This window comes from Streptomyces sp. B21-105 (assembly GCF_036898465.1).
Taxonomy (GTDB): domain Bacteria; phylum Actinomycetota; class Actinomycetes; order Streptomycetales; family Streptomycetaceae; genus Streptomyces.
Map to the genome: position 1 here is coordinate 3,342,931 of NZ_JARUMJ010000001.1, position 25,819 is coordinate 3,368,749.

Consider the following 25,819-nt stretch of genomic DNA (forward strand, 5'->3'; position numbering starts at 1 on the left):
CTCGCAAGGTGGCGGCCTGCTCGAAGCGGCGCGCACGGCCAGGGCACTGCGTGACACCGTGCAGTCGGGCGGGGACCGGAGATCCGGCGTCCGGGCCGGACGCCGGATCTCCGCCCTAGAACGCTTCGAAGTCGTCGAACTCCTGGTCGGCCTCGTCCCGCTCCGCCTGCCGGTCGTGGCGGCGCTGCGCGGCCGGGCGAGGGGCGTCGAAGCGGTGGTCCTCACCACGTCGGCCCAGCATCTCCGCGCCGCTCATCATCGTCGGCTCCCAGTCGAAGACGACGGCGTTCTCCTCGGGCCCGATGGCCACACCGTCTCCGGCACGGGCGCCGGCCTTCATCAGCTTGTCCTCCACACCGAGGCGGTTGAGCCGGTCGGCGAGGTAGCCGACGGCCTCGTCGTTGTTGAAGTCGGTCTGGCGCACCCAGCGTTCGGGCTTCTCGCCCCGGACGCGGAACAGGCCGTCCTCCTCCAGCGAGACGGTGAAGCCCGCGTCGTCGACCGCCTTGGGACGGATGACGACCCGCGTCGCCTCCTCCTTCGGCTTGGCAGCTCGCGCCGCGCCCACCATCTCGGCGAGTGCGAAGGACAGTTCCTTCAGACCCATGTGGGCGACCGCGGACACCTCGAAGACGCGGTAGCCACGCTCCTCCAGATCCGGGCGGACCATCTCGGCGAGGTCCTTGCCGTCCGGGACGTCGATCTTGTTCAGCACCACGAGCCGCGGCCGGTTGCCCAGGCCGCCGTACTGCTTGAGCTCCTCCTCGATGATGTCGAGGTCGGAGAGCGGATCGCGCTCGGACTCCAGGGTCGCCGTGTCCAGCACGTGCACCAGGACGCTGCACCGCTCGACGTGGCGCAGGAACTCCAGGCCCAGCCCCTTGCCCTGGCTGGCGCCCGGGATCAGGCCCGGCACGTCGGCGATCGTGTAGACCGTGGAGCCGGCCGTCACCACGCCCAGGTTCGGCACGAGGGTCGTGAACGGGTAGTCCGCGATCTTCGGTTTGGCTGCGGACAGGACGGAGATCAGCGAGGACTTGCCCGCGCTCGGGTAGCCGACGAGCGCCACGTCCGCGACCGTCTTCAGCTCCAGGACGATGTCCTGGAGGTCACCGGGCTCGCCGAGCAGCGCGAATCCAGGCGCCTTGCGGCGGGCTGAAGCGAGGGCCGCGTTGCCGAGGCCACCGCGGCCGCCCTGGGCGGCGACGTACGAGGTGCCGTGGCCGACCAGGTCGGCCAGCACATTGCCGGCCTTGTCCTGGATAACCGTGCCGTCCGGGACCGGCAAAATCAGGTCCTGACCGTCCTTGCCGGAGCGATTGCCGCCCTCGCCGGGCTTGCCGTTGGTGGCGTTGCGATGGGGCTTGTGGTGATAGTCGAGGAGCGTCGTGACCGACTGGTCGACGACCAGGATCACATCGCCGCCACGGCCGCCGTTGCCCCCGTCGGGGCCACCGAGCGGCTTGAACTTCTCACGGTGGACGGAGGCACAGCCGTGGCCTCCGTTACCCGCGGCGACATGCAGTTCGACGCGGTCCACGAAGGTGGTCATGGTGGGTGCCTCCAGCACTACGAAAACGTACGGGTCTCTACTGGTCTATCTGATGCCTACTGCTCCAACACGCGAAAGGCGGACCCGCCTTCCCACCAGGGAAGTGAGGTCCGCCTCGCGAAACGTTCGGTCAAGCCATGAATCAGGTACTGACTCAGGCGACCGGAACGATGTTCACGACCTTGCGGCCACGGTGGGTGCCGAACTGCACCGAACCGGCCTGCAGGGCGAACAGCGTGTCGTCGCCGCCACGGCCGACGCCCGCGCCGGGGTGAAAGTGCGTGCCGCGCTGGCGGACCAGGATCTCACCCGCGTTGACGACCTGACCGCCGAAGCGCTTCACGCCGAGCCGCTGGGCATTCGAGTCGCGACCGTTCCGGGTGGACGATGCGCCCTTCTTGTGTGCCATCTCTCCTCAGTCCCTTACTTCGCAGCCGCGGGGATCTCAGTGACCTTGATCGCCGTGTACTGCTGGCGGTGGCCCTGACGACGGCGGTAACCGGTCTTGTTCTTGTAGCGAAGGATGTCGATCTTCACACCCTTGTGGTGGTCCACGACCTCGGCCTGGACCTTGATACCGGCCAGCACCCACGGGTCGCTGGTCACAGCGTCGCCGTCGACAACGAGGAGGGTCGAGAGCTCGACCGTGTCGCCAACCTTGGCAGTGGAAATCTTGTCAACCTCAACGATGTCGCCGACAGCAACCTTGTGCTGGCGACCACCGCTGCGCACGATGGCGTACACGCGGATCTCACTCTCTTACTCAGGAACGGCACCCCCGCAGTCCAGCCGCCGGGCAAAACCCATGGGCGGGCCTCTCCCGGCCACCGAAGTACCCGGGAGGAAAAGGTTTACGGGGATGTGGCGCGCCGCTCGACACGCCGACGATCCAGGTTACGGGGCCTGGACCGAGGGGTCAAACCGGCCGGGTCTCACCCGCCGACGGCCCTGACGTAGGCAGTGTAGACGTCCTTGATCTGGTCGGGCTCGAGGTCGAGGTGTTCGAGGATCGTGTAGCGGCCGGGCCGGGTCTCGGGGGCGAACTCCACGGCGCGGACGAATTCGTCCACCGTGAAGCCGATCTCCTCGGGCAGGACGGGCAGTCCGTGCCGGCGCAGCACCTGGGCCATGTAGGCCGACTCCTCGTGGGCTCCGCGCAGGTACATCGCGAAGGCCGCGCCGAGTCCGCACTGTTCGCCGTGGGCGGCGGCCCGCTTGGGGAAGAGCAGGTCGAAGGCGTGGTTGATCTCGTGGCACGCGCCGGAGGAGGGGCGGGAGTCGCCCGACACCGACATCGCGATGCCGCTGAGCACCAGCGCCTCGGCCAGCACCTGGAGGAAGCCGGTGTCGCCGATGCCGCCCGGGTGTCGCAGCACGGCCTCGCCGGCCTGGCGGGCGATCGCGGCCGCGAGACCGTCGATCTTCTCGCCCCTGACCCGGTTGGCGAGCTCCCAGTCCGCGATGGCCGAGATGTTGGACACCGCGTCGCCGATGCCGGCGCGCACGAACCGCACCGGGGCCTCGCGGATGACGTCCAGGTCGATCACCACGGCGATCGGGTTCGGCACGCCGTAGGAGCCGCGGCCCGCGTCGTTGTCGAGGGTGGCGACCGGCGAGCACAGCCCGTCGTGCGCGAGGTTCGTCGGCACCGCGACCAGCGGCAGGCCCACCCGCGCCGCGGCGAACTTCGCACAGTCGATGATCTTGCCGCCGCCCAGGCCCACAACCGCGTCGAAGTGGCCGGCCTTGATGTCGCCGGCCAGCCTGATCGCGTCGTCCAGCGTGCCGCCGCCCACCTCGTACCAGGTGGCGTCCGGCATCGAGGCGGCCAGCCGCTCACGCAGCCGCGCGCCCGAGCCACAACTGACGGCGACCGCGAGCTTGCCCGAGTGCGAGATCCGCTCGTCGGCAAGGACGTACGCGAGGTCGTCGAGGGCGCCCGGGCGGATGTCCACGACGAGCGGCGAGGGGATCAGCCGGGTCAGTACAGGCACGCGATCTCCCGTCCACGGGCGAGATCGTCGTGGTTGTCGATCTCCACCCACTCGACGTCGCCGATCGGCGCCACGTCGATACGGAAGCCGCGGTTCACCAGCTCCTGGTAGCCGTGCTCGTAGAACTGCTGCGGGTCGGTCTCCCACACGGCCTTGAGGGCGTCGGCCAGTTCGGGAGCCGCGTCGCCCTCGATGAGGGTGACGCCGATGTACTCGCCGGTGGCCTCGGCCGGATCCATCAGCTTGGTGATCTTCGTCATGCCCCGCTCGGGGTCGACGACGACCTTCATCTCCTCGTCCGCGAGGGACTTCACGGTGTCCAGCGCGAGGATGATCTTCCTGCCCTCGCCGCGGGCGGCGAGCAGCGTCTTCTCCACGGACACCGGGTGCACGGTGTCGCCGTTGGCGAGGATCACGCCGTCCTTGAGAGCGTCACGACCGCACCACAGGGAGTAGGCGTTGTTCCACTCCTCGGCCTTGTCGTTGTCGATGAGGGTGAGCTTGAGGCCGTACTTGGCCTCCAGCGCCGCCTTGCGCGCGTACACGGCCTCCTTGCGGTAGCCGACGATGACCGCGACCTCGGTCAGCCCGATCTCGGCGAAGTTGCCGAGCGTCAGGTCCAGGACCGTGGGCTCGCCTTCCCTGCCCGCGGGCCCCACCGGCACCAACGCCTTGGGCAGACTGTCCGTGTAGGGCCGCAGACGCCGTCCGGCGCCGGCCGCCAGCACGAGGCCGATCATCGCTGTTTCCTCCTGATGGTTCACACCCGTGGGTGAGGGCCGAAGCGCTTGTGCCCTGTCCGACAACGGACAGGGCACAAGCGCCGGTGAGCGGGTCAGTCCTCTTCGGCCGCGACCGAGACGGACTGCGCGTTCTGCTGGGCCGCCACCGTCTTCTTCGCCGTGGCCTTCTTGGCCGTCGTCTTCTTGGCTGCGGTCTTCTTGGCTGCGGTCTTCTCCGCGACCGCCTTCTTGGCCGCCGTCGTCTTCTTCGTGGCGGCCTTCTTCGCCGTGGCCTTCTTGGCCGTCTTGCGAGCGGCCGTCTTCTTGGCCGGAGCCGCCTCCGTGTCCTCGGGAGCGGGGACCTCCGCCTCGGGCTCGGCGGCCGGGGCTGACGGGACGACCACGACGGCCGTCTCTTCGGCCGCGGTGGGCGCGGCGGGCGCGGTGGCCTTGCGCACCGCACGACGCCGCGGACGGGCCGGCGCCGCGCTCTCCGCGACCGGCTCAGCCACGGACTCGGTCTCGGGCTGCTCCTGCGGAGTGACCGGGGCCTGTCCCGGCGACGGCTCGACGACCGTCACCACGGCGGCCTCCGCCCCCGCGGGCGAACCGGCCGGCGCGGACACCTTGCGGGTGGCGCGACGCCGGGTACGGCCCACGGGTGCGGCCTCGTCGACGACCAGGGTCTCATCGGCCGGAGCCTCGACGACCGGGTCCTCGACGGCTACCGGCTCGGCGTGCGCCGCGGCCGCCTCGGCGGGCCGCACCACACGTTCGGCCGCCGCCTCGGCGGTGACCTCCTGCGCGGTGGGCGCTTCGACGAGCGTCTCGGGAGCCGCCGGCGACGCGGGGGCCGCCTCGACGGTCTCCGCCGCGCCGAACGCCTCGGAACCGTCCGTCCTGCGCGACGCGCCGCCTCGCGGCGTGCCCGCCGGGGCGGACGCCCTGCGGCTCGCCCGACGCCGGCCCCGGCCACGGGTGGCGGAGGCCTCCGCCTCGGCGATGCTGCTGTACAGCTCCTCGTCCGGCGCGAACTCCGGAGCGGCGAGCGCGACCGGCTCGGCCACCTCTGCGGCGACCTCGGCCTCGCTCTCCGCCTCCTGCTCGACGCCCAGCGGCTCGACGACGTCGACCGCCGCCTCGTGCTCGTGGGCGTGCCCGTCGCCGCCACGGCCGCGCTTCTTGCGCTTCCCGCCGCCGCCGACCGCGGTCGGCTGCTCCATGTGGACGATGACACCGCGCCCGTTGCAGTGCACACAGGTCTCCGAGAACGACTCCAGCAGACCCTGGCCCACCCGCTTGCGGGTCATCTGGACCAGACCCAGCGAGGTGACCTCCGCCACCTGGTGCTTGGTGCGGTCGCGGCCCAGGCACTCCAGCAGCCGGCGCAGCACCAGGTCCCGGTTGGACTCCAGCACCATGTCGATGAAGTCGATGACGATGATGCCGCCGAGGTCGCGCAGCCGCAGCTGACGCACGATCTCCTCGGCCGCCTCCAGGTTGTTCCTGGTGACCGTCTCCTCGAGGTTGCCGCCCTGCCCGGTGAACTTGCCGGTGTTGACGTCGACCACGACCATCGCCTCGGTCCGGTCGATCACCAGCGAACCGCCGCTGGGCAGCCAGACCTTGCGGTCCAGCGCCTTGGCGAGCTGCTCGTCGATCCGGTAGGTGGCGAAGACGTCGACCTCGGAGGTCCACTTCGACAGCCGCTCGGCGAGATCGGGGGCGACGTGCGAGACGTACCCGTGGATCGTCGACCAGGCCTCGTCACCGCTGACGATGACCTTGGTGAAGTCCTCGTTGAAGATGTCGCGCACGACCCGGACGGTCATGTCCGGCTCGCCGTACAGCAGCGTCGGGGCGTTGCCGCCGTTCTTCGCCTTCTTCTGGATGTCCTCCCACTGGCCCTGCAGCCGCTCGACGTCACGGCGCAGCTCGTCCTCGCTCGCGCCCTCGGCGGCGGTGCGCACGATGACGCCCGCGTCCTCGGGGACGATCTTCTTGAGGATCGTCTTCAGCCGGGCCCGCTCGGTGTCGGGCAGCTTGCGGCTGATGCCGGTCATCGAGCCCTCGGGCACGTACACCAGGTAACGCCCCGGGAGGGAGACCTGGCTGGTCAGACGCGCGCCCTTGTGCCCGATCGGGTCCTTCGTCACCTGGACGAGGACCGACTGGCCCGACTTCAGGGCGGCCTCGATACGGCGCGGCCCGTTGGCCATGCCGAGCGCCTCGAAGTTGACCTCGCCGGCGTACAGGACGGCGTTGCGCCCCTTGCCGATGTCGATGAAGGCGGCCTCCATCGACGGCAGCACGTTCTGGACCTTGCCCAGGTAGACGTTGCCGACGTACGAGGTGGCCTGCTCCTTGTTGACGTAGTGCTCGACGAGCACGTTGTCCTCGAGGACGCCGATCTGGGTGCGCTCGCCGCTCTGGCGGACGACCATCACCCGCTCGACGGCCTCGCGACGGGCCAGGAACTCGGCCTCGGTGATGATCGGCACCCGGCGGCGGCCCTGCTCACGGCCTTCCCGGCGGCGCTGCTTCTTGGCCTCCAGACGCGTCGAGCCCTTGATGGACTGCACCTCGTCGGACGGCTCGGAGGGCTTGCGCGGCTCGCGGACCTTGACGACGGTGCGCTCCGGGTCGCCGTCGCCGGGCTCGGCCTCGGTGGACGAGTCCCCGGCGCGACGACGACGGCGACGGCGGCGACGGCTTCCGGCGGTGGAACCGCCCGCCTCGTCGTCCTCCGTGTCCTCGTCCTCCTGCTCGGCGGTGTCCTCGGCGTCCTGCGCGCTCTGTTCGGCCTGCTCTGCGGCGAACTCGTCGGAGTCGGCGTCCCCGGAGTCCCCCTCGCCGTCGGCGGCGTCGCCACGGCGACGGCGACGGCCGCCCCGGCGGCGACGGCGGCGCGAACCGGTCTCCTCGGTCTCGTCGTCGCCGTCGGCGACGTCCTCGGCGGGCTCGTCGGCGTCCTCCGGCTCGGTCTCCGGCTCGACCTCGGCGACGGGGGCGGCGGGCGCGGCGGTGCGCTCGGCCTCGGCCTCGGTCTCGTCGCCGGATCCGGCGGCCCGACGACGACGGCGGCGGCGCGAACCGGCCGGCTCCTCCACCGCCTCCTGGACCTCTTCGCGCTCCTCCGGCTCCTCCTCGCCGGCGTCGGCCTCCGCGGCGGCAGCCTCGGCGGCGGCCCGCTGCGGGGTCTGGAACTGCGGCTCGGCGAACACGGGCGCCTGGAACACGGCGACCGCGGGCCGCGCGGGGCGGCTCGGCGCGTCGGACTCCGCGCGCTCCTGGGCGGGCGCGGTGAAGCCGCCCGCGGCCCGGCGCACCACGCGCCGTCGCCCACGCCGGGAACCGGCGTCCTCGTCGTCGGCGGAGGCATCGGCGGCGGCAGCGGCCTCGGGTGCCTTCGCGACTGCCTTCGTCTTGGTCTGCGTCTCGGCAGCGGCTGCCTGGGCCGACTCGACGGGTTCGGCGACCGGCTCGGCCTTCACGGCCTCGGGGACCTCGGCCTCGGCGGGCGCGGCGGCGCGGCGGGTCGCGCGGCGACGGGCGCGGGGCGCGGGCTCGGCGGGCGTCTCGTCGGCGGCGGGCGTCTCGTCGGCGGCGGGCGCCACAGATTCAGCGGCCGCGGGCGTCTCGGCCTCGGCGGCGGCGGGCGTCTCGGCCTCCGGGGCTCCGGCGGGGGCGGTCGCCCGACGGGTGGCCCGCCGACGGGCACGCGGGGCGGCCTCGACGGGCGCCTCGGGCTCCGGCTCGGGCTCCGCGACGGCCGTCGTGGAGGCAGGCTCGACGACGGACTCGACGACGGGCTCGACGACCTCGGCCGCGGTCTCCTCGGCCGGCGCGGACACGCGGCGCGTGGCCCGACGGCGGGTACGGCGAGGAGCGGCGTCCTCGGCAGGGGCCTCTTCGGCCACGGCCACGGCCTCGGCCTCGGCCTGCTCGGCGGGAGCTTCCTCCGCCGCTGCCACGGGCACGACGGTCTCGGCGGCCTCGACGGCGGCCGGGGCGCCGGCGGGCGCGGACGCACGGCGGGTGGCACGGCGGCGCGTACGGGGCGCGGCCTCGGGCTCCTGCGCCTCGGCGTCAGCGGAGGCCTTCTCCTCCGGGACGGTCACGTCCTGAAGGTCCTCCTCCGCCAGCTGCTCGGCGGACTCCACCGCCGGTATGGCCGGCGTGGTGATCTCGGCCGAGGAGTCGGCGGCGGCGACCGGCGGACCCGCCGGCCGGGAAGCGGCACGGCGCCGACGACGCGGCGGCAGGGTGTCGCTGGGGGTGTTCGCATCGGAGTCCGGAACGGACTCTGTGGATTCGGTTGGCTCGAGCATGCGGGCGTTTCTCCCGTCAGGCTCCCGGGCGCCGCGCCTGGTCCGGCGGCGATCACGAAGGATCGACCGCCGTTGACGTCCGCGGCTCGCGCGATGCGCGGTGCCGCCGTCCGGGGCGCGGGCGCCGCACGGGAGCTTTCTGTGTCCTGTCTCGCCGGTTCCGTACGCCGAATGCGTACGGCCTGGCGAAAGTCTTCTGGTCGGTTCGCCGCCCGACCCAGGTGGCTCCCGAGTACGAGGGCGGCGCTACGACGTACGTTCCTTCGCGGAACCTTCCCTACGCGGGCGCCTTCGCGGCGGCAGCGGGTTCGGCCGTTGTGTGGGCCTGAACTGCCTCGCGGTCGGGCGCGAGCGGGTCGGTCACCGTGCCGGTCTCTGCATCGAACAGCCCCTGCGCCAGCCTGGTCACCGCTGCGGGGACCGGCGGCGCCAGGTCGGCCACGGCGCGGAGACCGGACAGGACGTCGTCGGGTCGTACGGCAGGCGTCACGTGCCGAACAACCAGCCGCAGTATCGCACAGGGCTGGTCGGTCGGCCTATCAGCGGGTTCACTGTGCGTTTCCAGTCGGACGACCGCGGCACGGGCGTCGAAGGTACGGACGCCGTTCTTGGTCGTGCGCTGGACCTCGACGGCGTCGGCCGCGTTGAAGGCGTCCACCGCACGGTCGGCGACGGCCGGGTCCACGCCGTCCAGCCGCAGCTCCCACACGGAGGCCGTCAGCCGGTCGGCGAGCCCCGAGGTCCGGGCCTCGACCGCGTCGACGACGTCGAGCCCAGTGGGCAGCGACTCGTCGAGCAGGACTCTCAGTTTCTCCGGGTCCCGCGCCGCGGTGAGCGCGATCTCCAGATACTCCGCCTCACTGCCCGTGCCGGTGGGTGCGGCATTGGCGTACGACACCTTCGGGTGCGGCGTGAACCCCGCCGAGTACGCCATCGGCACCTCGGCACGGCGCAACGCACGCTCGAAGGCGCGCTGGAAGTCACGGTGGCTGGTGAACCGGAGGCGGCCGCGCTTGGTGTAGCGCAGTCGGATGCGCTGCACCGCGGGTGCGGGCGGCGGGCCTTCGGGCTGTCGCTTGCCCAGTGTCGTTCAGTCCTTCGTGAGAGCGGTCGTCCTGCTACCAAGAGTACGTGCCTCGCCCCTCGATGGTTCCCGCCGGCCGACCGCCGCCGGCTGCCGCGGCTTCCCGAAGAGCAGCCGCCGCACGTCGGCGCGGGCCTGCCGGGCCGTCTCGCGGGCGGCGGCCAGCGCCTGCCGGGTGGCCCGGCCCACGCCGCGCGCGGCGCGCGCGGCCGGCCGCAGCACGGCGTCGCGGACGGCGTGCCCGACCGGGGTGAGGACGGTCCGGTACACCCAGCGCACCGGCTCGACGAAGATCCACCGCAGGAGGGTCCCGAGGAACCGGCCGACCGCCAGCGAGATGCGTCCGGCGATCCGCCAGGCCTGCCCGAGCGCGTCCCCCACCTCCCGGGCGACGACCGCGAGGAAACGGCCGACGGGGGCGAACACCCAGCGCCACAGGGCGGCCGCGGGCAGCACGACCAGGATCCGAGCGGTCCAGTACGCGGTCCGGTACAGGGCCGTCCCGACCCCGCTGACCAGCAGACCCACCAGCCGCCCCACACCGAGCGCGCACCAGGCGACGGCCCGGCCGACCGGGGCGAGGATCCACGTGTGGAGCAGGCGGGCGGGGACGCCGACGAGATACCGCAACAGCCAGGTGACGGCCGTGTACACGCCGGCCCCGGCAGCGGCGAGGACGGTTCCGATTCCCTTCGCCAGCCACGCGAGCGCGTGCCCCACGGGCGTCAGCACGCGCGCGTACACCCACCCGAACCCGGCCCCGACGACCCGCGCCAGCCAGGCGATGCCCTGCCCGACCGGCGTCAGGACGTACCGATGGAGCCAGAGCGCCGGTACGACCAGCAGCACGTGCCCGAGCCAGACGAGCGCCTTGCCCGCGGGCGTCAGGACGTACCGCCACAGCCCGATCAGCGGCAGGACGAACAGCGCCTTCCCCAGCCAGAGCAGGGCCCGCGCGAACGGCCGCAGCACGGTGTCCCGGAGGAACCGCCCCGCGACCACGAGCACGTCCCACACCATCCGCACGGGCACGACCAGCACGAGCACGACGATCCGCAGGGGCAGCCGGATCGCGACGACCAGACAGCCTTCGAGAGCCCGGTCGTCGGACGCGGACGGCTGCACGGGCGGTGGGGCGATCGGTTTCTGCAGGTCCATGTGGAGGTAGACGCGACAACCGGCTCGGTGGATGCACCAGCGTGAACACGCCGACCCGAACGGCCCAACACGGACGGGTGCGGACACGTCATGAAGGAGCGTCAGGAGGACCAGCGGCACTGACCGCCGGCTAGGGCTCGCGGTCCCGCGCGGCCTTCCCGGCCCGGGCCGCCCTCGGACGGCGTACCGGGGTGGCATGCCCCGACCCGGCCTCGACGTGCGGGAGGGAGAGCTTCCGGTTGCTCTCGAGCTGCCTGCGGACGGCGTCGGGCAGGTCCGGCATCGCCAGCAACGCGTCGCAGGCCCGGACGGCGGCCGTGTGGTCGCCGACGCCGTAGGCGCACACGGAGAACTCGAAGAGCAGTCCCCACCGGTACACCCAGGACCTGGTGAAGAGCAGATCGTCCGGCTCGTGACGGCCCACGACCGCACCGAGCAGGGAGAACGCCGTGTGGTACCGGCTCCGCAGGCGCAGCCGCGAAGCCAGTTCGTAGACGGCTTCGAGCCGGGCGGGACGGGACTCCCAGGCGCGGGAGAACGCGTCCATGGCCCCGGGCCAGTCGTCGGTCCGCTCCGCCCGGAGGATCCCTGCCTCCAGGAGCGCGCAGTACACCTCCTCCCCCCAGCCGCCCAGTTCGGCCCGCCGCTCGTACAGCACGATCGCCTCGTCCGCATGCCCCAGATCACGTTCGGTGTTGGCGAGGTAGAAGACCGTGCGTGGGTTGGCGGGGTCGCGCTCCAACTCGGCGCGCAGCAGCCCCGCGTCGCGCTCGGACCTGCCGCTGCGGCAGCCGCCGTCCGCGTGGTCCTCGATGACGAGCGCGTCCAGGTTCTCCTGCCGGTCGGGACCGTCCTCGGTGCGGGGGTACTCGTAGACGACGCCCTCGTACCGCCACGCGCGGTCGCCCCGCATGAGGTGCTTGAAGCGGTGCTGGGTGCGGGGGTTGTCGTAGCGCAGCATGTACGAGTCCGCCGTCAGCCGAGGCAGCGGGGCGTCCTGCCGCAGGACGTGGTCGGCGTCGAGCGTGAGCACGTAGTCGGCCATGCCGAGAGCGTGCCGGATGTTCCGTGTCCGGTTGTGCCCGAAGTCGACCCAGGGTTCCTCGTGAAGCTCGCCCGGAATGCCGTCGAGCGCCTCCCTGATCAGGTCCGGCGTCCCGTCCGTCGAACCGGTGTCCGAAATCACCCAGTAGTCGATGAGGGGGCGGACGGACTCCAGGCAGCGGGCGATCACCTGCGATTCATCCTTGACGATCATGCACAGGCACAGCGTCTGGTGTCTCACGGGCGTCAACGTCACACGGGACCCGCGTCCGGCTGTCCGTACCACGCGAGGAATACCCCATCGGAACGCCGTAAAGAGTCCGATACGTCGATTAGAAGTATCTTTCAGGCAGGTCGGCAAGGTCACCGCTGCGGCACGGCGAGGAACCCGGCCAGACGGTCGAGGGCGGCAGGCAGGATCCGGTAGTAGACCCAGGTGCCGCGACGTTCGCAGTCGATGAGCCCCGCCTGCCGGAGCAGCTTCAGATGGTGCGAGATCGTGGGTTGCGAGAGGTCGAAGGCAGGGGTCAGCTCACATACGCACACCCCCCTCCCTCCCGCGAAGCGATCATCGACATGAGTCGCAGACGCACCGGGTCGCCCAGGGCTTTGAAGGCCTTCGCCAGGTCGGCGGCCTGCTCGTCCTTCAGGGGCGCTGCGGCCAGCCCCTCGCAACAGGCGGTGTCGCCGTTCCGGTCCAGGATCTTCAGTTCGTGATTCGACATGCTTCTATGTTGACGTTTCTCGATCCAGGGCGCAAGGTTGAATCAATGAACGTCAATACAAGCCGTTCAGGGCAGTGCCCATGCCATCGCCAGTGCCATTGCCACGCCCAGTCACTCAGGAGACATCCATGTCCGAGCAGTCCACCGATCTGCGGGAAACCGTCCGTCAGCGCTATGCGGCAGCAGCCGTGCAGGTCAGCGAAGGCGGCACCACGTGTTGCGGGCCCCAGCCCGTCGAGGTCGACGAGAACTTCGGCTCCACCCTGTACGCCGCCGACGAGCGCGAGACCCTGCCCGCCGAGGCCGTGGCCGCCTCCCTCGGCTGCGGCAACCCCACCGCCGTCGCCGAACTGCGCGAGGGCGAACGCGTCCTCGATCTCGGTTCCGGCGGCGGCATCGACGTCCTGCTCTCCGCCCGCCGCGTCGGCCCCGCCGGCAAGGCCTACGGCCTCGACATGACCGACGAGATGCTCACCCTGGCCCTGGCCAACGCCGAGAAGGCCGGCGCGACGAACGTCGAGTTCCTCAAGGGCACGATCGAGGCGATCCCGCTGCCCGCGGACACCATCGACGTCGTGATCTCCAACTGCGTGATCAACCTGTCCACCGACAAGCCCGCCGTCTTCGCCGAGACCTACCGGGTTCTCAAGCCCGGCGGCCGGATCGGCGTGTCGGACGTGGTCGCCGACGACTCCCTGCCCCCGGCCCAGCGCGCGGAGCGCGGCGACTACGTGGGATGCATCGCGGGCGCGCTCTCCTTCGAGGAGTACCGCGCGGGCCTGGAAACGGCCGGGTTCACCGACGTCGAGATCATTCCGACGCACACGGTCGCCGACGGCATGCACTCCGCGATCGTCCGCGCGTCCAAGCCGACGGCGCCCCGGCCCGACGCTCGGACGAACACATCGGCCGACTCCTGCTGCGGGGTGAACGCCTGCTGCACCGACGCCGAGACACCGACAGACCCCACCGTCACCGTCAGCGCGGCCAAAACGGCATCAGCCTGCGGCTGCCAGACCTGACCAGCCAGGACTGCCCCCTCCCGACCGATGCATCCTCGGGCGGCACAGGCCCCACCAGCGCTCTCCAGGGTCTTTGCCGGCCACGTACCAGAGATGGTGCCACGGTTCGTGGTCGCAGTGATCTTCAGAAGGTTTCCATCCTTATTGGTCTGGGTCTCCCGCACCTGCGTATCACTCCCGAAGACCCCCCTGGCCGCGGCGGCAATCCACTCGTCGGCCTGGACGGCGGATTCAACGAGAGCACGCTTCTGGTCATCCATCGCAACGCTGTCGACCCGGTCGATCCGTAACTCGAATACGCCCCCAACGGCCAACACGGCGAGCGCGCCAAGCGAAGTGCCCCATGCGAGATCACGCAGCGGCTTGCCTGGAGATCGCCGCCGTCGGTAGATCCAGAGGGCCCCTGCCAGGGAGCCCAGTAGTGCGCCGGTCGCATTGGACGCAAGGTCCGTCACGCTGCACGAGCGGCCCAGCTGTCCAGCCGCTTGTGCGATTTCCACCGCCCCGCTGAGAGCCCCGAAGGCAGCTGCCGCCGATTGCGGGCCTCCGGGCGATCGGGCGCGCCCCCAGACCCGTTCTCCCCTTCGGACCGGATCCGCGAAGAGCCCTCGGGCGACGGCAGCGGCGTTCTCAGCACATGGGCACGGCACGCCGCTCTCGCCCTCTCAGCGCCCCAAGTGACCCGAGCGCCGCGGCCACCTCGTCCTCCGTGGCGTCAGCCACGGCCTCGGCGATCGCCGCAGCGCTTCGCTCGCCTCAGTGCCCGTGGCCGCTGGTCGCAGCGTCCTTCTTGACCGTGAGCGGCAGCAGCTTCCGGCCGGTCGGGCCGATCTGGATGTGCGTGTCGAGCGCCGGGCACACGCCGCAGTCGAAGCAGGGGGTCCAGCGGCAGTCCTCGACCTCGGTCTCGTCGAGGGCGTCCTGCCAGTCCTCCCAGAGCCAGTCCTTGTCGAGGCCCGAGTCCAGGTGGTCCCAGGGCAGGACCTCCTCGTACGTCTTCTCGCGGGTCGTGTACCAGTCGACGTCCACGCCGAAGGCGGGCAGCGTCTTGTCGGCGCAGGCCATCCAGCGGTCGTAGGAGAAGTGCTCGCGCCAGCCGTCGAAGCGGCCGCCGTCCTCGTAGACGGCCCGGATGACCGCGCCGATGCGGCGGTCGCCGCGGGAGAGCAGGCCCTCGACGATGCCGGGCTTGCCGTCGTGGTAGCGGAAGCCGATGGAGCGGCCGTACTTCTTGTCGCCGCGGATCTTGTCCCGGAGCTTCTGCAAGCGCGCGTCCGTCTCCTCGGCGGAGAGCTGCGGGGCCCACTGGAAGGGGGTGTGCGGCTTGGGCACGAACCCGCCGATGGAGACCGTGCAGCGGATGTCGTTCTGCCCGGAGACCTTGCGGCCCTCGGCGATCACGTTCATCGCCATGTCGGCGATCTGCAGGACGTCCTCGTCCGTCTCCGTGGGCAGACCGCACATGAAGTACAGCTTCACCTGACGCCAGCCGTTGCCGTACGCGGTGGAGACGGTGCGGATCAGGTCGTCCTCGGAGACCATCTTGTTGATGACCTTGCGCATGCGCTCGGAGCCGCCCTCGGGGGCGAACGTCAGGCCGGAGCGGCGGCCGTTGCGCGTCAACTCGTTCGCCAGGTCGACGTTGAAGGCGTCCACGCGGGTGGAGGGGAGGGACAGGCCGATCTTGTCCTCCTCGTAGCGGTCCGCGAGGCCCTTGGCGACCTCGCCGATCTCGCTGTGGTCGGCGCTCGACAGGGAGAGCAGGCCGACCTCCTCGAAGCCGGTGGCCTTCAGGCCCTTCTCCACCATCTCGCCGATGCCCGTGATGGACCGCTCGCGCACCGGGCGGGTGATCATGCCAGCCTGGCAGAAACGGCAGCCGCGGGTGCAGCCGCGGAAGATCTCCACCGACATGCGCTCGTGGACCGTCTCGGCGAGCGGGACCAGCGGCTGCTTGGGGTAGGGCCATTCGTCGAGGTCCATGACCGTGTGCTTGGACACCCGCCACGGCACGCCCGACCTGTTCGGCACCACGCGCGCGATACGGCCGTCCGGCAGGTACTCGACGTCGTAGAAGCGCGGGATGTACACCCCGCCCGTCTTCGCGAGGCGGAAGAGGACCTCCTCGCGGCCGCCGGGGCGACCCTCGGCCTTCCACTCGCGGATGATCTTCGTCATGTCGAGGACGGCCTGCTCGCCGTCGCCGATGACCGCCGCGTCGATGAAGTCGGCGATCGGCTCGGGGTTGAAGGCCGCGTGGCCGCCCGCGAGGACGATCGGGTCGTCGATCGTGCGGTCCTTGGCCTCCAGCGGGATGCCGGCCAGGTCCAGGGCGGTCAGCATGTTGGTGTAGCCCAGCTCCGTGGAGAAGGACAGGCCGAAGACGTCGAAGGCCTTCACCGGACGGTGGCTGTCCACGGTGAACTGCGGGACGGCGTGCTCCCGCATCAGCGCCTCGAGGTCCGGCCACACGCTGTAGGTGCGCTCGGCGAGGACGCCCTCCTGCTCGTTCAGCACCTCGTAGAGGATCATGACGCCCTGGTTGGGCAGGCCGACCTCGTACGCGTCCGGGTACATCAGCGCCCAGCGGACGTCGCAGGACTCCCAGGGCTTGACCGTGGAGTTGAGCTCGCCGCCCACATACTGGATCGGCTTCTGCACATGCGGGAGCAGTGCTTCGAGCTGCGGGAAGACCGACTCGACAGACATCGCGGGGGCACCTTCGTGAGCTGACTGGGGGTCCCCCGGGCGAAGGCTGGGGGGTGACCATCTAGCGTAACCCGGCCGAAGGCCTCCCCCACCCGCGAAAGATCCGTAGCGGTCGGCCGTCAAACCTCCGTCGCCCCGCGGATCCTCTCCCAGACCGCCGGCAGTTCCTTCTCCACCAGCTCGGCCCGCCGTTCCTCCCGTCCGTAGAGGAGCCCGTACGTGAACGCGCTCTCCCCCGCCGCGTGCGCCACGGCGGACAGCTCGCGCAGGGTCTGCCGGGCCATGACGCTGTCCTGGTGCTCGCCGAGCCGGCTCTGCAGCGACTTCATGGACTTGGCCAGCGCCTTGGCCGGACCGCCGATCGCCGGGGTGGCCGTCTCGGCCGCGTACCGGGTCCGCTTGGCCTTCTTGCGCGCCTCGTGCAGCCCCTCGTCTCGGTCGTGGCCTGGCGGCGCCGCCAAGGCCTGCTCGACGAGGTCGGACACCTTCTGGAGGTCCTTGCGCACGGCCTTGGCGAGCACCTTCGCCGGTTTGCCCTCGGCGGCCGTCCGCAGCGGCGGGTCGGCGACGAACGCGTCCAGGGTGTCCAGCAGGGTGAGATAGCGCGCCGAGTCGAGGACGCCCAGCAGCCGGCGGCGGGAACCGTGGTGCTGTGCCTTGGCCCAGGTCCGCAGTCGTTCGCCGACCGGGCCGGAGACGAGGGTGTGCGGCAGGTCGGCGAGGCCGTCCGTGAGGCGTTCGGCCAGCACCTCCTGGTCGCGGCCCACGCCCAGCTCGCCGGCCAGCCACTTCAGCTCGACGCCGATCGGGTCGGTGACGGCCCGGTCCAGGACCTTGCGGAAGGAGCGGAAGGTACTGCGCAGCCGGCGGGTGGCGACCCGCATGTCGTGCACGGCGTCCTCGGTGTCCTGGCGGACGGCCGGATCCAGCGCGAGGATCGCGTCCCGCTGGGCACGGGCGTACGCCAGCACGTGATCACCGGCGGTCACGGGCTCCCGGTCCGGGGCCCGCCGTCCCGTCCTGTTCGCCTCGACCGCCGACGTCCCCTTGGCGCCGCCCTTCCCCTTGGCGCCGCCCTTCCCTTCCGCCGCCGTCTTCGCCCCGTCGTCGCCCTCGGCCGCCGCCTTCGCCCTGGCCCGCTTCTTCCTGGGCGCCGTCTCCGCCAGGGCCCGCGCCAACTTCGAGGCCGACCGCGAGGGCCGCACGCCGGCCTTCCGCAGCCGCTTCTCCAGTTTGTCGAGGAGGGCGGGATCGCCGCCGTCGGCGAGCTCCACCTCGATCTCGGTCCACTGGGCGCTGCCTTCGCCACCGAACAACCGGTCCGCCCGGACGGCGTCCACGCTGGCCTCGGCGAGCAGCCGGCCCTTGGCGTCGAGGAGATGGCGGACGTCCCGGTCCGAGCGGAGTCGCACCACGGGTACCAGTTGTCCCTCGCGGACGCGGGCACGGACCAGCCCGGCGAGTTCTTCGGGCACGGTGTCGGAGAGCGGGGCCCGGATCTCGTCCCGGACGCCGGCGGCGACGGGGAGTTTCAGGTGCCAGCCGGCGTCGGATCCCCCGGTACGGCGGCGCAGGGTGATGGCGGCCGCCGCCAGCCGCAGGTCGGACGTGTCGTAGTAGGTCGCGTCCAGCTCGGCGACGCCTTGGTCGAGGACGGACGCGACTCCCGCCACGCCGGTGAGGTCGGGCAGTCCACTGTCATCGGATTCGTACTTGCGCTCGATCTCGCGTTTCGTCTCCGCCATGAATCGAATCTAGTCGGAGTCGGGCCCGTACGGCAGGGCGTACGGGCCCGGATCCCGGCCTGACTCGGGCAAAGCGCAAGGTCTCCGCGTGCTTACGCGGACATCGGCCGCTGCACCCGGATGGACTGCAGCAGACCCACCGCCACCCAGACGGCGAACATCGACGTGCCTCCATAGGAGACGAAGGGCAGCGGCAGGCCCGTCACGGGCATGATCCCCAGGGTCATCCCGATGTTCTCGAAGGACTGGAAGGCCAACCAGGCCACGATGCCGGCGGCGACGATCGTGCCGTACAGCTCCGTCGTCTCACGCGCTATGCGGCAGGCGCGCCAGAGGATCACACCGAGCAGGACGATGATCAGGCCCGCGCCGAGGAAGCCCAGTTCCTCGCCCGCGACGGTGAAGACGAAGTCGGTCTGCTGTTCCGGGACGAACTGGCCCGTCGTCTGTGAGCCGTGGAACAGACCGGCGCCGGAGAGACCTCCGGAGCCGATCGCGATGCGGGCCTGGTTGGTGTTGTAGCCGACGCCCGCGGGGTCGAGGCTGGGGTTGGCGAAGGCGGCGAAGCGGGCGATCTGGTAGTCGTCCAGGATGTGGAGCTGCCAGACGGCGACGGCGCCGGCCGCGCCCGCGCCGAGCAGTCCGAAGACCCAGCGGTTGGAGGCTCCGGAAGCCAGCAGCACACCCAGCACGATCAGCACCATGACCATGACGGACCCGAGGTCGGGCATCAGCATCACGATCAGCATGGGGACGGCCGCGAGTCCGAGGGCCTGGAGCACCGTGCGGTGGTCGGGGTAGAGCTTGTCGCCCGCGTCGACCCGGGTCGCGAGCAGCATCGCCATGCCCAGGATGATCGTGATCTTCACGAACTCGGAGGGCTGGAGCGAGAAGCCGCCGCCGACGACGATCCAGGAGTGCGCGCCGTTGACCGTCGAGCCCAGCGGCGTCAGCACGGCCAGGATGCCCATGAGCGAGAGGCCGTAGAGGACCGGTACCGCGTTGCGCAGGGTGCGGTGGCCGAGCCAGAGCGTGCCGATCATCAGGCAGATCCCGATGCCGGTGTTCATGAGGTGGCGGAGGAGGAAGTAGTACGGGTCGCCCTGGTTGATCTCGGTGCGGTTGCGGGTCGCCGAGTAGACGAGGAGCGAGCCGATCAGGGACAGGGCGACCGCCGACATCAGAATCGGCCAGTCCAGCCGCCGGGCCAGCGAGTCACGGGCGAAGACCCGGGTCCAGCCGGCCCGCTCGGGCCCGTATCCGGAGACGGAGAAACCGTTCGCGCCGGTCATGTGCACATCCTCCGGCTTCCCCTCTTGCGCCGTCGCCTGCGGGTGTCGCGGTTGGCGCCGGTGTTCTGTTGGACGGTGGCCGCGGTCTGCGTCCCGTCAGGCTCGGGAGCGGTCTGCTGGCTGGCGCGCTGCTCCTTGGCCGGGTCCTTGGAGATCTTCGGGGGCTTGATCGTGCCGTCCGCCTGGACCTTCGGCAGGCCGGCCTGCGGGGTGGGCAGCAGGGCGTTCTTCTTGTCGATCTTGCCGTCGTCGGAGACGCCGTACATCGCGTTGTAGATGTGCCGCACGGCCTCACCGGAGGCGCCCGAGCCGGTACCGGCCTGGGCGATCGTCATGATGACCGTGTAGTCCTCGCTGTATGTGGCGAGCCAGGACGTCGTCTGCTTGCCGTAGACCTCGGCGGTACCGGTCTTGGCGTGCAGCGGGATCTCCTTCTGCGGCCAGCCGCCGAACTTCCAGGCGGCGGTACCGCGGGTGACCACGCCCTCCAGGGCGGCGTCCATTCCCTTGATCGTGGCCTTGTCGACCGGCAGCCTGCCCTTGGGCTTGGGCTTGATCTCCTGGACGGTCTTGCCGTCGGCGCTGACGATGGCCTTGCCGATGGTCGGGGTGTACATCGTGCCGCCGTTGGCGAGCGCCCCGTAGATCACGGCCTCCTGGATCGGGGTGACGAGGGTGTCGCCCTGACCGATGGAGTAGTTGATCGAGTCGCCCTCGCGCATCTTGTTGCCTTCGAGGCAGTTCTCGTACGCGATCATCTCGACGTAAGTGCCGCCCTTTTTGCCGTACTTGCACCAGGAGGCCTTGTTGGCCTTCCAGTAGGACTCCTTCCACTGGCGGTCGGGGACCCGGCCGGTGACCTCGTTGGGCAGGTCGACGCCGGTCTCCTTGCCGAGGCCGAACTGGTGGGCCGCCTTGTAGAAGTAGTCCTTGGGCTCACCCTTCTTCGGGTTGATGCCGCCGTCCTTCTTCCACTCCCGGTCCGCGAGGCCGTAGAAGACGGTGTCGCAGGAGACCTCGAGGGCCCGGCCGAGCGAGATGGGGCCGAAGCTCTCCCCCTCGAAGTTCTTGAAGACCTGGCCGCCCACCGAGTACGAGCTGGTGCACGGGTAGCCGCCGTCCCACTCGTAGCCCGCCTCGACCGCGGCGGCCGTGGAGACCACCTTGAACGTCGAACCGGGCGCCGACTGACCCTGTATGGCCCGGTTGAGCAGCGGGTAGTCGGAGTTCTTGCCGGTGAGCTTCTTGTAGTCCTTGGCGGAGATGCCGCCGACCCAGACGTTGGGGTCGTAGGCGGGCGCGGACGCCATGGCGACGACGCGGCCGGTCTTGGCCTCCATCACCACGACCGCCCCGGAGTCGGCCTTGTAGTTCTCGCCGGTGATCTTGTCGAACTGGGTGCGGGCGATCTTCATCGCGTTGTTCAACTCGTACTCGGCGACCCGCTGGACGCGGGCGTCGATGCTGGTGACGAGGTTGGCGCCGGGCTGTGCCTCGTCCGCCTCGGCCTCGCCGATGACGCGGCCGAGGTTGTCGACCTCGTAGCGGGTGACGCCGGCCTTGCCGCGCAGTTGCTTGTCGTACTGACGCTCCAGGCCGGAGCGGCCGACCTGGTCGGAGCGCAGGTAGGGCGAGTCGCTGTCCTGGGCCTTGGTGATCTCCTCGTCGGTGACCGGGGAGAGGTAGCCGAGGACCTGGGCCGTGTTGGCGTTGCCGGGGGCCGCGTAACGACGCACGGCCTCGGGCTCGGCGGTGATGCCGGGAAAGTCCTCGGCGCGCTCGCGGATCTGGAGAGCCTGCTTGGCGGTCGCCTCGTCGGTGATGGGGATCGGCTGGTACGGCGAGCCGTTCCAACAGGGCTGGGGGGTCTTCGCGTCGCACAGCCGGACCTTCTGCGCGACCTCGTCGGGCTTCATGCCGAGGACGCCCGCGAGTTTGGCCAGGACCGCCTTGCCGTCGTCCTTCTGCTTCAGCAGGTCGGTGCGGGAGGCGGAGACCACGAGCCGTGTCTCGTTGTCGGCGAGGGGGACCCCGCGCGCGTCCAGGATCGAGCCGCGGACCGCGGGTTCGACGACCTGCTGGACGTGATTGCCGGAGGCCTCCTTGGCGTACGCCGCTCCCTCCCGGATCTGGAGGTACCACAGGCGGCCGCCGAGGGTGCCGAGCAGGGAGAGGACGAGGATCTGGATCACGACGAGCCGGATCTGGACCCGTGGGGTCCGGCCGGTCTCGGGGATGTTGGTCACTGCGGCTGCTCCCCCTCTCGGTGCGCCTCTCGGCGCGTCTCCCGGTGCGTCTCTCGGTGCGCGAACATGTGTGCGCGGACGAATGATGAACGATCGGCCTGTGAGGCCCCGTTCCGCCTGGCCGTACCCCGTTCGGGTGATTCGTCGACTGGTGCGCTCCGCGTGCGGGCCCCGGTGCTCACAGCCGCTTGACCCCCTTGATGCGGCCCGCCCGGGTCGCCCGCGACTTGGCCGCCTTCAGCTTGAGTCCGCCGCGCTGCCCGCCGATCCGCAGGCCGGTCCCGGAGGAGAGCCAGCCGGAGGAGATGTCGGGGCTGTTGGCGGCGGAGTTGGTCTCCGCGAGGGGGTCGTTGTCGGCGCGCCGCGCCAGGAACATGATCGCGGGGACGACGAACGGCGCGAGCAGCAGGTCGTACAGGGCGGCCGTGAACAGCAGCCCGGTGAGGCCGACATGACGGGCGGCGGTGTCGCCGACGAGGGCGCCGACCCCTGCGTACAGCAGGGTGGAGCCGATGGCCGCGCCGACCACCACGACCATCGGTCCGGTGGCCGACTTGATCTGCCCGGTCTCGGGCTTGGCGAGCCCGGCGAGGTAGCCGATGACGCACAGCACGAGGGCGTAGCGGCCGGCGGCGTGGTCGGCGGGGGGCGCCAGGTCGGCGAGCAGACCGGCGCCGAAGCCGATGAGGGCGCCGCCGACATGGCCGTACACCATGGCGAGGCCCAGGACGGTGAGCAGGAGCAGGTCGGGGACGGCTCCCGGGAGATGGAGCCGGGCGAGGACGCTCACCTGGATCACCAGGGCGACCACTACCAGCGGGACGGAGAGCAGGATCCGGTTGACGCGCATGATGGTTGTCAGCTCCTACTGCTGCTGGCCGTCTTCGGGTGCGTTCGCGCTCGGCATGACCGTGACGGTCACCGTCGGCGTGGGGACCGGTTTGGGCTTCGAGGGGAGCACGGTGTCGCGCGGATCCTTCTTCGGGGCCTCGACGACGACGCCCACGATGTCGAGCTTGGTGTAGCTGACGTACGGCGTGACGTAGAGGGTGCGGGTGAGGTCGCCGCCGGAGGGGTCGACGCGGGAGACGACGCCGACGGGGACGCCGGGCACGAAGGGCTTGTCGGCCTGCGAGCCGAACGTGACCAGCCGGTCGCCCTTCTTCACGTCGGCCTTGCCGTTGAGGAGTTCGACGCGCAGCGGCCGGTCGCCCTGCCCGGAGGCGAAGCCGAGCTCGTCGGACGCCTCCATCCGGGTGCCGACCGTGAAGTCGGGGTCGCTGGCGAGGAGGACGGTCGCGGTGTTCGGGCCGACGGTGGTGACACGCCCGACCAGCCCGTCCCCGTTGAGGACCGTCATGTCGCGCCTGACGCCGTCGCGCGCGCCGATGTCGATGGTGATCGTCCAGGAGAAGCCCTGGGCCGCTCCTATAGCGATGACCTCCGCGCCCTTGATGCCGTACTGACCGGCGCCGGCGATCTTCAGCGTCTTGTCGAGCTGTGCCAGCCGGCTGCGGTTGCGGTCGTCGCTGCCGAGCTTCGCCTTGAGAGCCGCGTTCTCCTGCTCCAGCGCGGCCAGCCGGTCATGGCGTTCGCCGGAGTCGCGGACGGCGGAGACGGCGTTGCCGACGGGGTCGACCGCCGACGCCACGCCGTCCTCGATCGGGCCGAAGGCCGCGGCCGCGGCCTGCCGGGCGCCGTCGACCGGGGAGTCCTCCCCGCCGCGGATGTCCACCGTGATCAGCGCGAACGCGACGGCGATCAGCAGCACCAGGAGCAGCCGGCTCTCTCGTGTGTCCCTCACGTGCGGCGGCCGTGCCCTTCCTCGAGAGAAAAACCAAGAACAGGAATCAGGATTCAGGAATCAGAAGCAAGGTCAGGAAGCGGGTGTCGGGTTCCGGGAGGCGGAATCGGTAATTCGGGTAGCCCCGGGCCGACATGGCCAAGGGCGCTTTGTGGGAGCTTATGCCTCTGGATCAACGATCCGCCGCACGAGAGGGGATCATCCCGTACGGCGGAATCGAAGCGTTACGTCATCTGCGCGGCGCGGCGTCCAGAACCTGCTGGAGCGCCTCGAACTCCTCGACGCACTTGCCGGAGCCGAGCGCCACGCTGTCCAGCGGGTCCTCCGCGATGTGGATGGGCATGCCGGTCTCGCGGCGCAGCCGTTCGTCCAGCCCGCGCAGCAGGGCTCCGCCGCCGGTCAGAACGATTCCGCGGTCCATGATGTCGCCGGACAGCTCCGGCGGGCACTTGTCGAGCGTGGTCTTCACGGCGTCCACGATCGCGTTGACCGGCTCCTCGATCGCCTTGCGCACCTCGGCGGCCGAGATGACGACGGTCTTGGGCAGCCCGGAGACGAGGTCCCGGCCGCGGATTTCGGTGTGCTGGTCGTCGTCGAGGTCATAGGCGGAACCGATCGTGATCTTGATCTGCTCAGCCGTCCGCTCACCGAGGAGGAGCGAGTACTCCTTCTTGATGTGCTGGATGATCGAGCTGTCCAGCTCGTCACCCGCGACGCGGATGGACTGGGCGGTGACGATGCCGCCGAGCGAGATGACCGCGACCTCCGTGGTGCCGCCGCCGATGTCCACCACCATGTTGCCCGTGGCCTCGTGGACCGGCAGGCCGGAGCCGATGGCCGCGGCCATGGGCTCCTCGATGATGTGCACCTGACGGGCGCCGGCCTGGGTCGACGCCTCGATGACGGCGCGGCGCTCGACGCCCGTGATGCCCGAGGGCACGCAGACGACGACTCGCGGCCGAGCCAGATACCGCCGCTTGTGGATCTTCAGGATGAAGTAGCGGAGCATCCGCTCGGTGATCTCGAAGTCGGCGATCACGCCGTCCTTCAGCGGGCGCACGGCAACGATGTTGCCGGGGGTGCGCCCGATCATCTTCTTCGCTTCGGCGCCGACCGCGAGGATGCCACCGGTGTTGGTGTTGATCGCGACGACGGACGGCTCGTTGAGTACGATCCCGCGACCCCTGACGTACACCAGCGTGTTGGCGGTCCCGAGGTCGACAGCCATGTCACGGCCGATGAACGACATTGAGTTCCCCATCAGGATTCGACTGGCCTTCCATGAGCTTTGAGGGCTTTTCAGGTCGGCGAGGTGGGTGCTGTGACGTGAAGGCTTCCATCGTAAACGCGCCTGCACGAACACTGCGGAGCGGTCTCCGCCATTGTTTGCAGATGCTGTGTGGGTTCGCTTCCGGAGACGGGCGTTCGGGGGCTCACGTTCCCTCGATCGCCCGCTCGGCCGCCGCGAAAGCCCTCGGATCAGGCGCGGCCGGGGAAGAAGATCTTCACCTCGCGCTCGGCGGACTCCTCGGAGTCGGAGGCGTGGATCAGGTTCTCGCGGACGATCACACCGTAGTCGCCCCGGATGGAGCCGGGCGCGGCGGCGATCGGATCGGTCGGGCCGGCCAGCGCGCGCACGCCCTCGATGACCCGCTCGCCCTCGACGATCAGCGCGACGACCGGGCCGGAAGCCATGAACTGCACCAGCGGCTCGTAGAAGGGCTTGCCCTTGTGCTCGCCGTAGTGCTGCTCCAGCGTGTCCTGGTCCAGGGTGCGCAGCTCCAGCGCCGTGATCCGCCAGCCGGCCTTGCGCTCGATACGGCTGATGATCTCGCCGGTCAGGCCACGACGGACGGCGTCGGGCTTGAGCAGGACGAGGGTGCGCTGGCTCACGAGGTGACTCCTTCTACTGCCTGGTGTGCTGTTTCTACTGCCGGTGTGCTGTGCCGATGCGCCGGCGCCGGGTGGCGGCGCCGGCGTGTGCGGTGGGATGAGGTTACAGGGCGTGTCCCGGCGTTTGTCACACAGCGTCAGCAGGGTCCGGGGAGGGGCCGGCGGCCTGCGCGGCGAAGCGGGCCTTCGCCTCGTCGACCTTTCTGCCGTAGTGCACCGAAGCCCACCACAGGGCGCCGAAGAGCACGCCCAAGAAGAACATGATCGGGACGAAGAACCCGGACGCGACGAGAGCGATCTGCAGCGCCCAGCCGAGGGCGACGCCCCCGGGCCGGGTGACCACGCCGCACAGCAGCACGCTGAGGAGCATGGCGACGCCGCAGACCGTCCACACCGTGGACGTGGACAGGTCGGCGTCCTTCATCGCGACCAGGCCGGCGAAGCCGATGACGAAGAACTCGCCGATCAGGGTCGAGGAGCAGAGAGTGCGCATGGGTC

Annotated in this window: 19 protein-coding genes and 1 pseudogene; 1 reads left to right on the forward strand and 19 read right to left on the reverse strand. The window is 70.6% G+C overall.

Annotated elements, in window-relative coordinates; all coding sequences use genetic code 11:
* Positions 1 to 115: 115 nt before the first annotated feature.
* The 10 genes and pseudogenes from obgE to QA802_RS15105 form a co-directional block, all read right to left on the reverse strand.
* Positions 116 to 1,552: a GTPase ObgE gene (gene obgE / locus QA802_RS15060; protein ID WP_334534658.1), complete on the reverse strand. Its 1,437-nt coding sequence runs from the start codon at positions 1,550 to 1,552 to the stop codon at positions 116 to 118.
* A 154-nt stretch (positions 1,553 to 1,706) separates the two neighbouring features.
* On the reverse strand, positions 1,707 to 1,961 hold the full coding sequence (gene rpmA / locus QA802_RS15065) for a 50S ribosomal protein L27 (protein ID WP_010041940.1): 255 nt from the start codon (positions 1,959 to 1,961) through the stop codon (positions 1,707 to 1,709).
* Positions 1,962 to 1,975: 14 nt separating this feature from the next.
* Positions 1,976 to 2,296, reverse strand: coding sequence for a 50S ribosomal protein L21 (rplU, locus tag QA802_RS15070; RefSeq protein WP_007381993.1), 321 nt, complete (start codon positions 2,294 to 2,296; stop codon positions 1,976 to 1,978).
* A gap of 188 nt (positions 2,297 to 2,484) precedes the next feature.
* On the reverse strand, positions 2,485 to 3,546 hold the full coding sequence (locus QA802_RS15075) for an iron-containing alcohol dehydrogenase family protein (protein ID WP_334522375.1): 1,062 nt from the start codon (positions 3,544 to 3,546) through the stop codon (positions 2,485 to 2,487).
* On the reverse strand, positions 3,534 to 4,286 hold the full coding sequence (locus QA802_RS15080; protein WP_334522378.1) for a phosphocholine cytidylyltransferase family protein: 753 nt from the start codon (positions 4,284 to 4,286) through the stop codon (positions 3,534 to 3,536). Before QA802_RS15080 ends, QA802_RS15075 begins: the two co-directional genes overlap by 13 nt.
* Positions 4,287 to 4,381: 95 nt before the next feature.
* A complete protein-coding gene (locus QA802_RS15085; RefSeq protein ID WP_334522381.1) occupies positions 4,382 to 8,599 on the reverse strand; it encodes an Rne/Rng family ribonuclease in 4,218 nt (1,405 codons plus the stop codon).
* 277 nt (positions 8,600 to 8,876) lie between these two features.
* Complete coding sequence (locus QA802_RS15090) at positions 8,877 to 9,641, reverse strand: TIGR03936 family radical SAM-associated protein (protein ID WP_334522384.1); 765 nt, start codon at positions 9,639 to 9,641, stop codon at positions 8,877 to 8,879.
* Between the two features lie 48 nt (positions 9,642 to 9,689).
* Positions 9,690 to 10,841 carry a hypothetical protein gene (locus QA802_RS15095; RefSeq protein WP_334522387.1) on the reverse strand — a complete coding sequence of 384 codons (1,152 nt, stop codon included), beginning with the start codon at positions 10,839 to 10,841 and terminating at the stop codon, positions 9,690 to 9,692.
* 130 nt (positions 10,842 to 10,971) lie between these two features.
* Positions 10,972 to 12,126, reverse strand: a complete 1,155-nt coding sequence (locus QA802_RS15100) for a glycosyltransferase (protein ID WP_334522390.1) — start codon at positions 12,124 to 12,126, stop codon at positions 10,972 to 10,974.
* 122 nt (positions 12,127 to 12,248) lie between these two features.
* Positions 12,249 to 12,610 (reverse strand): annotated as a pseudogene (locus tag QA802_RS15105) (ArsR/SmtB family transcription factor).
* 128 nt (positions 12,611 to 12,738) lie between these two features.
* Between QA802_RS15105 and arsM the strand changes: the two are divergent.
* Positions 12,739 to 13,632, forward strand: coding sequence for an arsenite methyltransferase (gene arsM / locus QA802_RS15110; RefSeq protein WP_334522393.1), 894 nt, complete (start codon positions 12,739 to 12,741; stop codon positions 13,630 to 13,632).
* A gap of 756 nt (positions 13,633 to 14,388) precedes the next feature.
* Here the strand turns inward: arsM and QA802_RS15115 are convergent.
* The 9 genes from QA802_RS15115 to QA802_RS15155 all read right to left on the reverse strand — a co-directional run bounded on the left by QA802_RS15115 (position 14,389) and on the right by QA802_RS15155 (position 25,814).
* Positions 14,389 to 16,341, reverse strand: coding sequence for a TIGR03960 family B12-binding radical SAM protein (locus QA802_RS15115; protein WP_334522396.1), 1,953 nt, complete (start codon positions 16,339 to 16,341; stop codon positions 14,389 to 14,391).
* A 119-nt stretch (positions 16,342 to 16,460) separates the two neighbouring features.
* Entirely contained in the window at positions 16,461 to 18,086 is a 1,626-nt protein-coding gene (locus tag QA802_RS15120) for a CYTH and CHAD domain-containing protein (protein WP_334522399.1), read from the reverse strand.
* 92 nt (positions 18,087 to 18,178) lie between these two features.
* On the reverse strand, positions 18,179 to 19,378 hold the full coding sequence (rodA, locus tag QA802_RS15125; RefSeq protein ID WP_334522402.1) for a rod shape-determining protein RodA: 1,200 nt from the start codon (positions 19,376 to 19,378) through the stop codon (positions 18,179 to 18,181).
* The gene (mrdA, locus tag QA802_RS15130; RefSeq protein WP_334522405.1) at positions 19,375 to 21,624 is read right to left on the reverse strand and encodes a penicillin-binding protein 2; all 2,250 of its coding nucleotides are present in this window, start codon (positions 21,622 to 21,624) and stop codon (positions 19,375 to 19,377) included. Before mrdA ends, rodA begins: the two co-directional genes overlap by 4 nt.
* Positions 21,625 to 21,802: 178 nt before the next feature.
* A complete protein-coding gene (gene mreD / locus QA802_RS15135) occupies positions 21,803 to 22,474 on the reverse strand; it encodes a rod shape-determining protein MreD (protein ID WP_266717688.1) in 672 nt (223 codons plus the stop codon).
* A 15-nt stretch (positions 22,475 to 22,489) separates the two neighbouring features.
* Positions 22,490 to 23,428 carry a rod shape-determining protein MreC gene (mreC, locus tag QA802_RS15140; RefSeq protein WP_319171301.1) on the reverse strand — a complete coding sequence of 313 codons (939 nt, stop codon included), beginning with the start codon at positions 23,426 to 23,428 and terminating at the stop codon, positions 22,490 to 22,492.
* A gap of 229 nt (positions 23,429 to 23,657) precedes the next feature.
* Positions 23,658 to 24,677: a rod shape-determining protein gene (locus QA802_RS15145; protein WP_054244925.1), complete on the reverse strand. Its 1,020-nt coding sequence runs from the start codon at positions 24,675 to 24,677 to the stop codon at positions 23,658 to 23,660.
* A gap of 230 nt (positions 24,678 to 24,907) precedes the next feature.
* A complete protein-coding gene (gene ndk / locus QA802_RS15150; RefSeq protein WP_107443950.1) occupies positions 24,908 to 25,321 on the reverse strand; it encodes a nucleoside-diphosphate kinase in 414 nt (137 codons plus the stop codon).
* Positions 25,322 to 25,448: 127 nt separating this feature from the next.
* A complete protein-coding gene (locus QA802_RS15155; RefSeq protein WP_307056132.1) occupies positions 25,449 to 25,814 on the reverse strand; it encodes a DUF4233 domain-containing protein in 366 nt (121 codons plus the stop codon).
* Positions 25,815 to 25,819 lie beyond the last annotated feature (5 nt).

Excerpts from the sequence above, each read along its gene's own strand:
- arsM (WP_334522393.1), top strand. The coding sequence starts at position 12,739 with ATGTCCGAGCAGTCCACCGATCTGCGGGAAACCGTCCGTCAGCGCTAT.
- QA802_RS15085 (WP_334522381.1), bottom strand. The coding sequence starts at position 8,599 with ATGCTCGAGCCAACCGAATCCACAGAGTCCGTTCCGGACTCCGATGCG.
- QA802_RS15145 (WP_054244925.1), bottom strand. The coding sequence starts at position 24,677 with ATGTCGTTCATCGGCCGTGACATGGCTGTCGACCTCGGGACCGCCAAC.
- rodA (WP_334522402.1), bottom strand. The coding sequence starts at position 19,378 with ATGACCGGCGCGAACGGTTTCTCCGTCTCCGGATACGGGCCCGAGCGG.
- QA802_RS15095 (WP_334522387.1), bottom strand. The coding sequence starts at position 10,841 with ATGGACCTGCAGAAACCGATCGCCCCACCGCCCGTGCAGCCGTCCGCG.
- rpmA (WP_010041940.1), bottom strand. The coding sequence starts at position 1,961 with ATGGCACACAAGAAGGGCGCATCGTCCACCCGGAACGGTCGCGACTCG.
- QA802_RS15115 (WP_334522396.1), bottom strand. The coding sequence starts at position 16,341 with ATGTCTGTCGAGTCGGTCTTCCCGCAGCTCGAAGCACTGCTCCCGCAT.
- mreD (WP_266717688.1), bottom strand. The coding sequence starts at position 22,474 with ATGCGCGTCAACCGGATCCTGCTCTCCGTCCCGCTGGTAGTGGTCGCC.
- QA802_RS15120 (WP_334522399.1), bottom strand. The coding sequence starts at position 18,086 with ATGGCGGAGACGAAACGCGAGATCGAGCGCAAGTACGAATCCGATGAC.
- QA802_RS15080 (WP_334522378.1), bottom strand. The coding sequence starts at position 4,286 with ATGATCGGCCTCGTGCTGGCGGCCGGCGCCGGACGGCGTCTGCGGCCC.
- QA802_RS15155 (WP_307056132.1), bottom strand. The coding sequence starts at position 25,814 with ATGCGCACTCTCTGCTCCTCGACCCTGATCGGCGAGTTCTTCGTCATC.
- obgE (WP_334534658.1), bottom strand. The coding sequence starts at position 1,552 with ATGACCACCTTCGTGGACCGCGTCGAACTGCATGTCGCCGCGGGTAAC.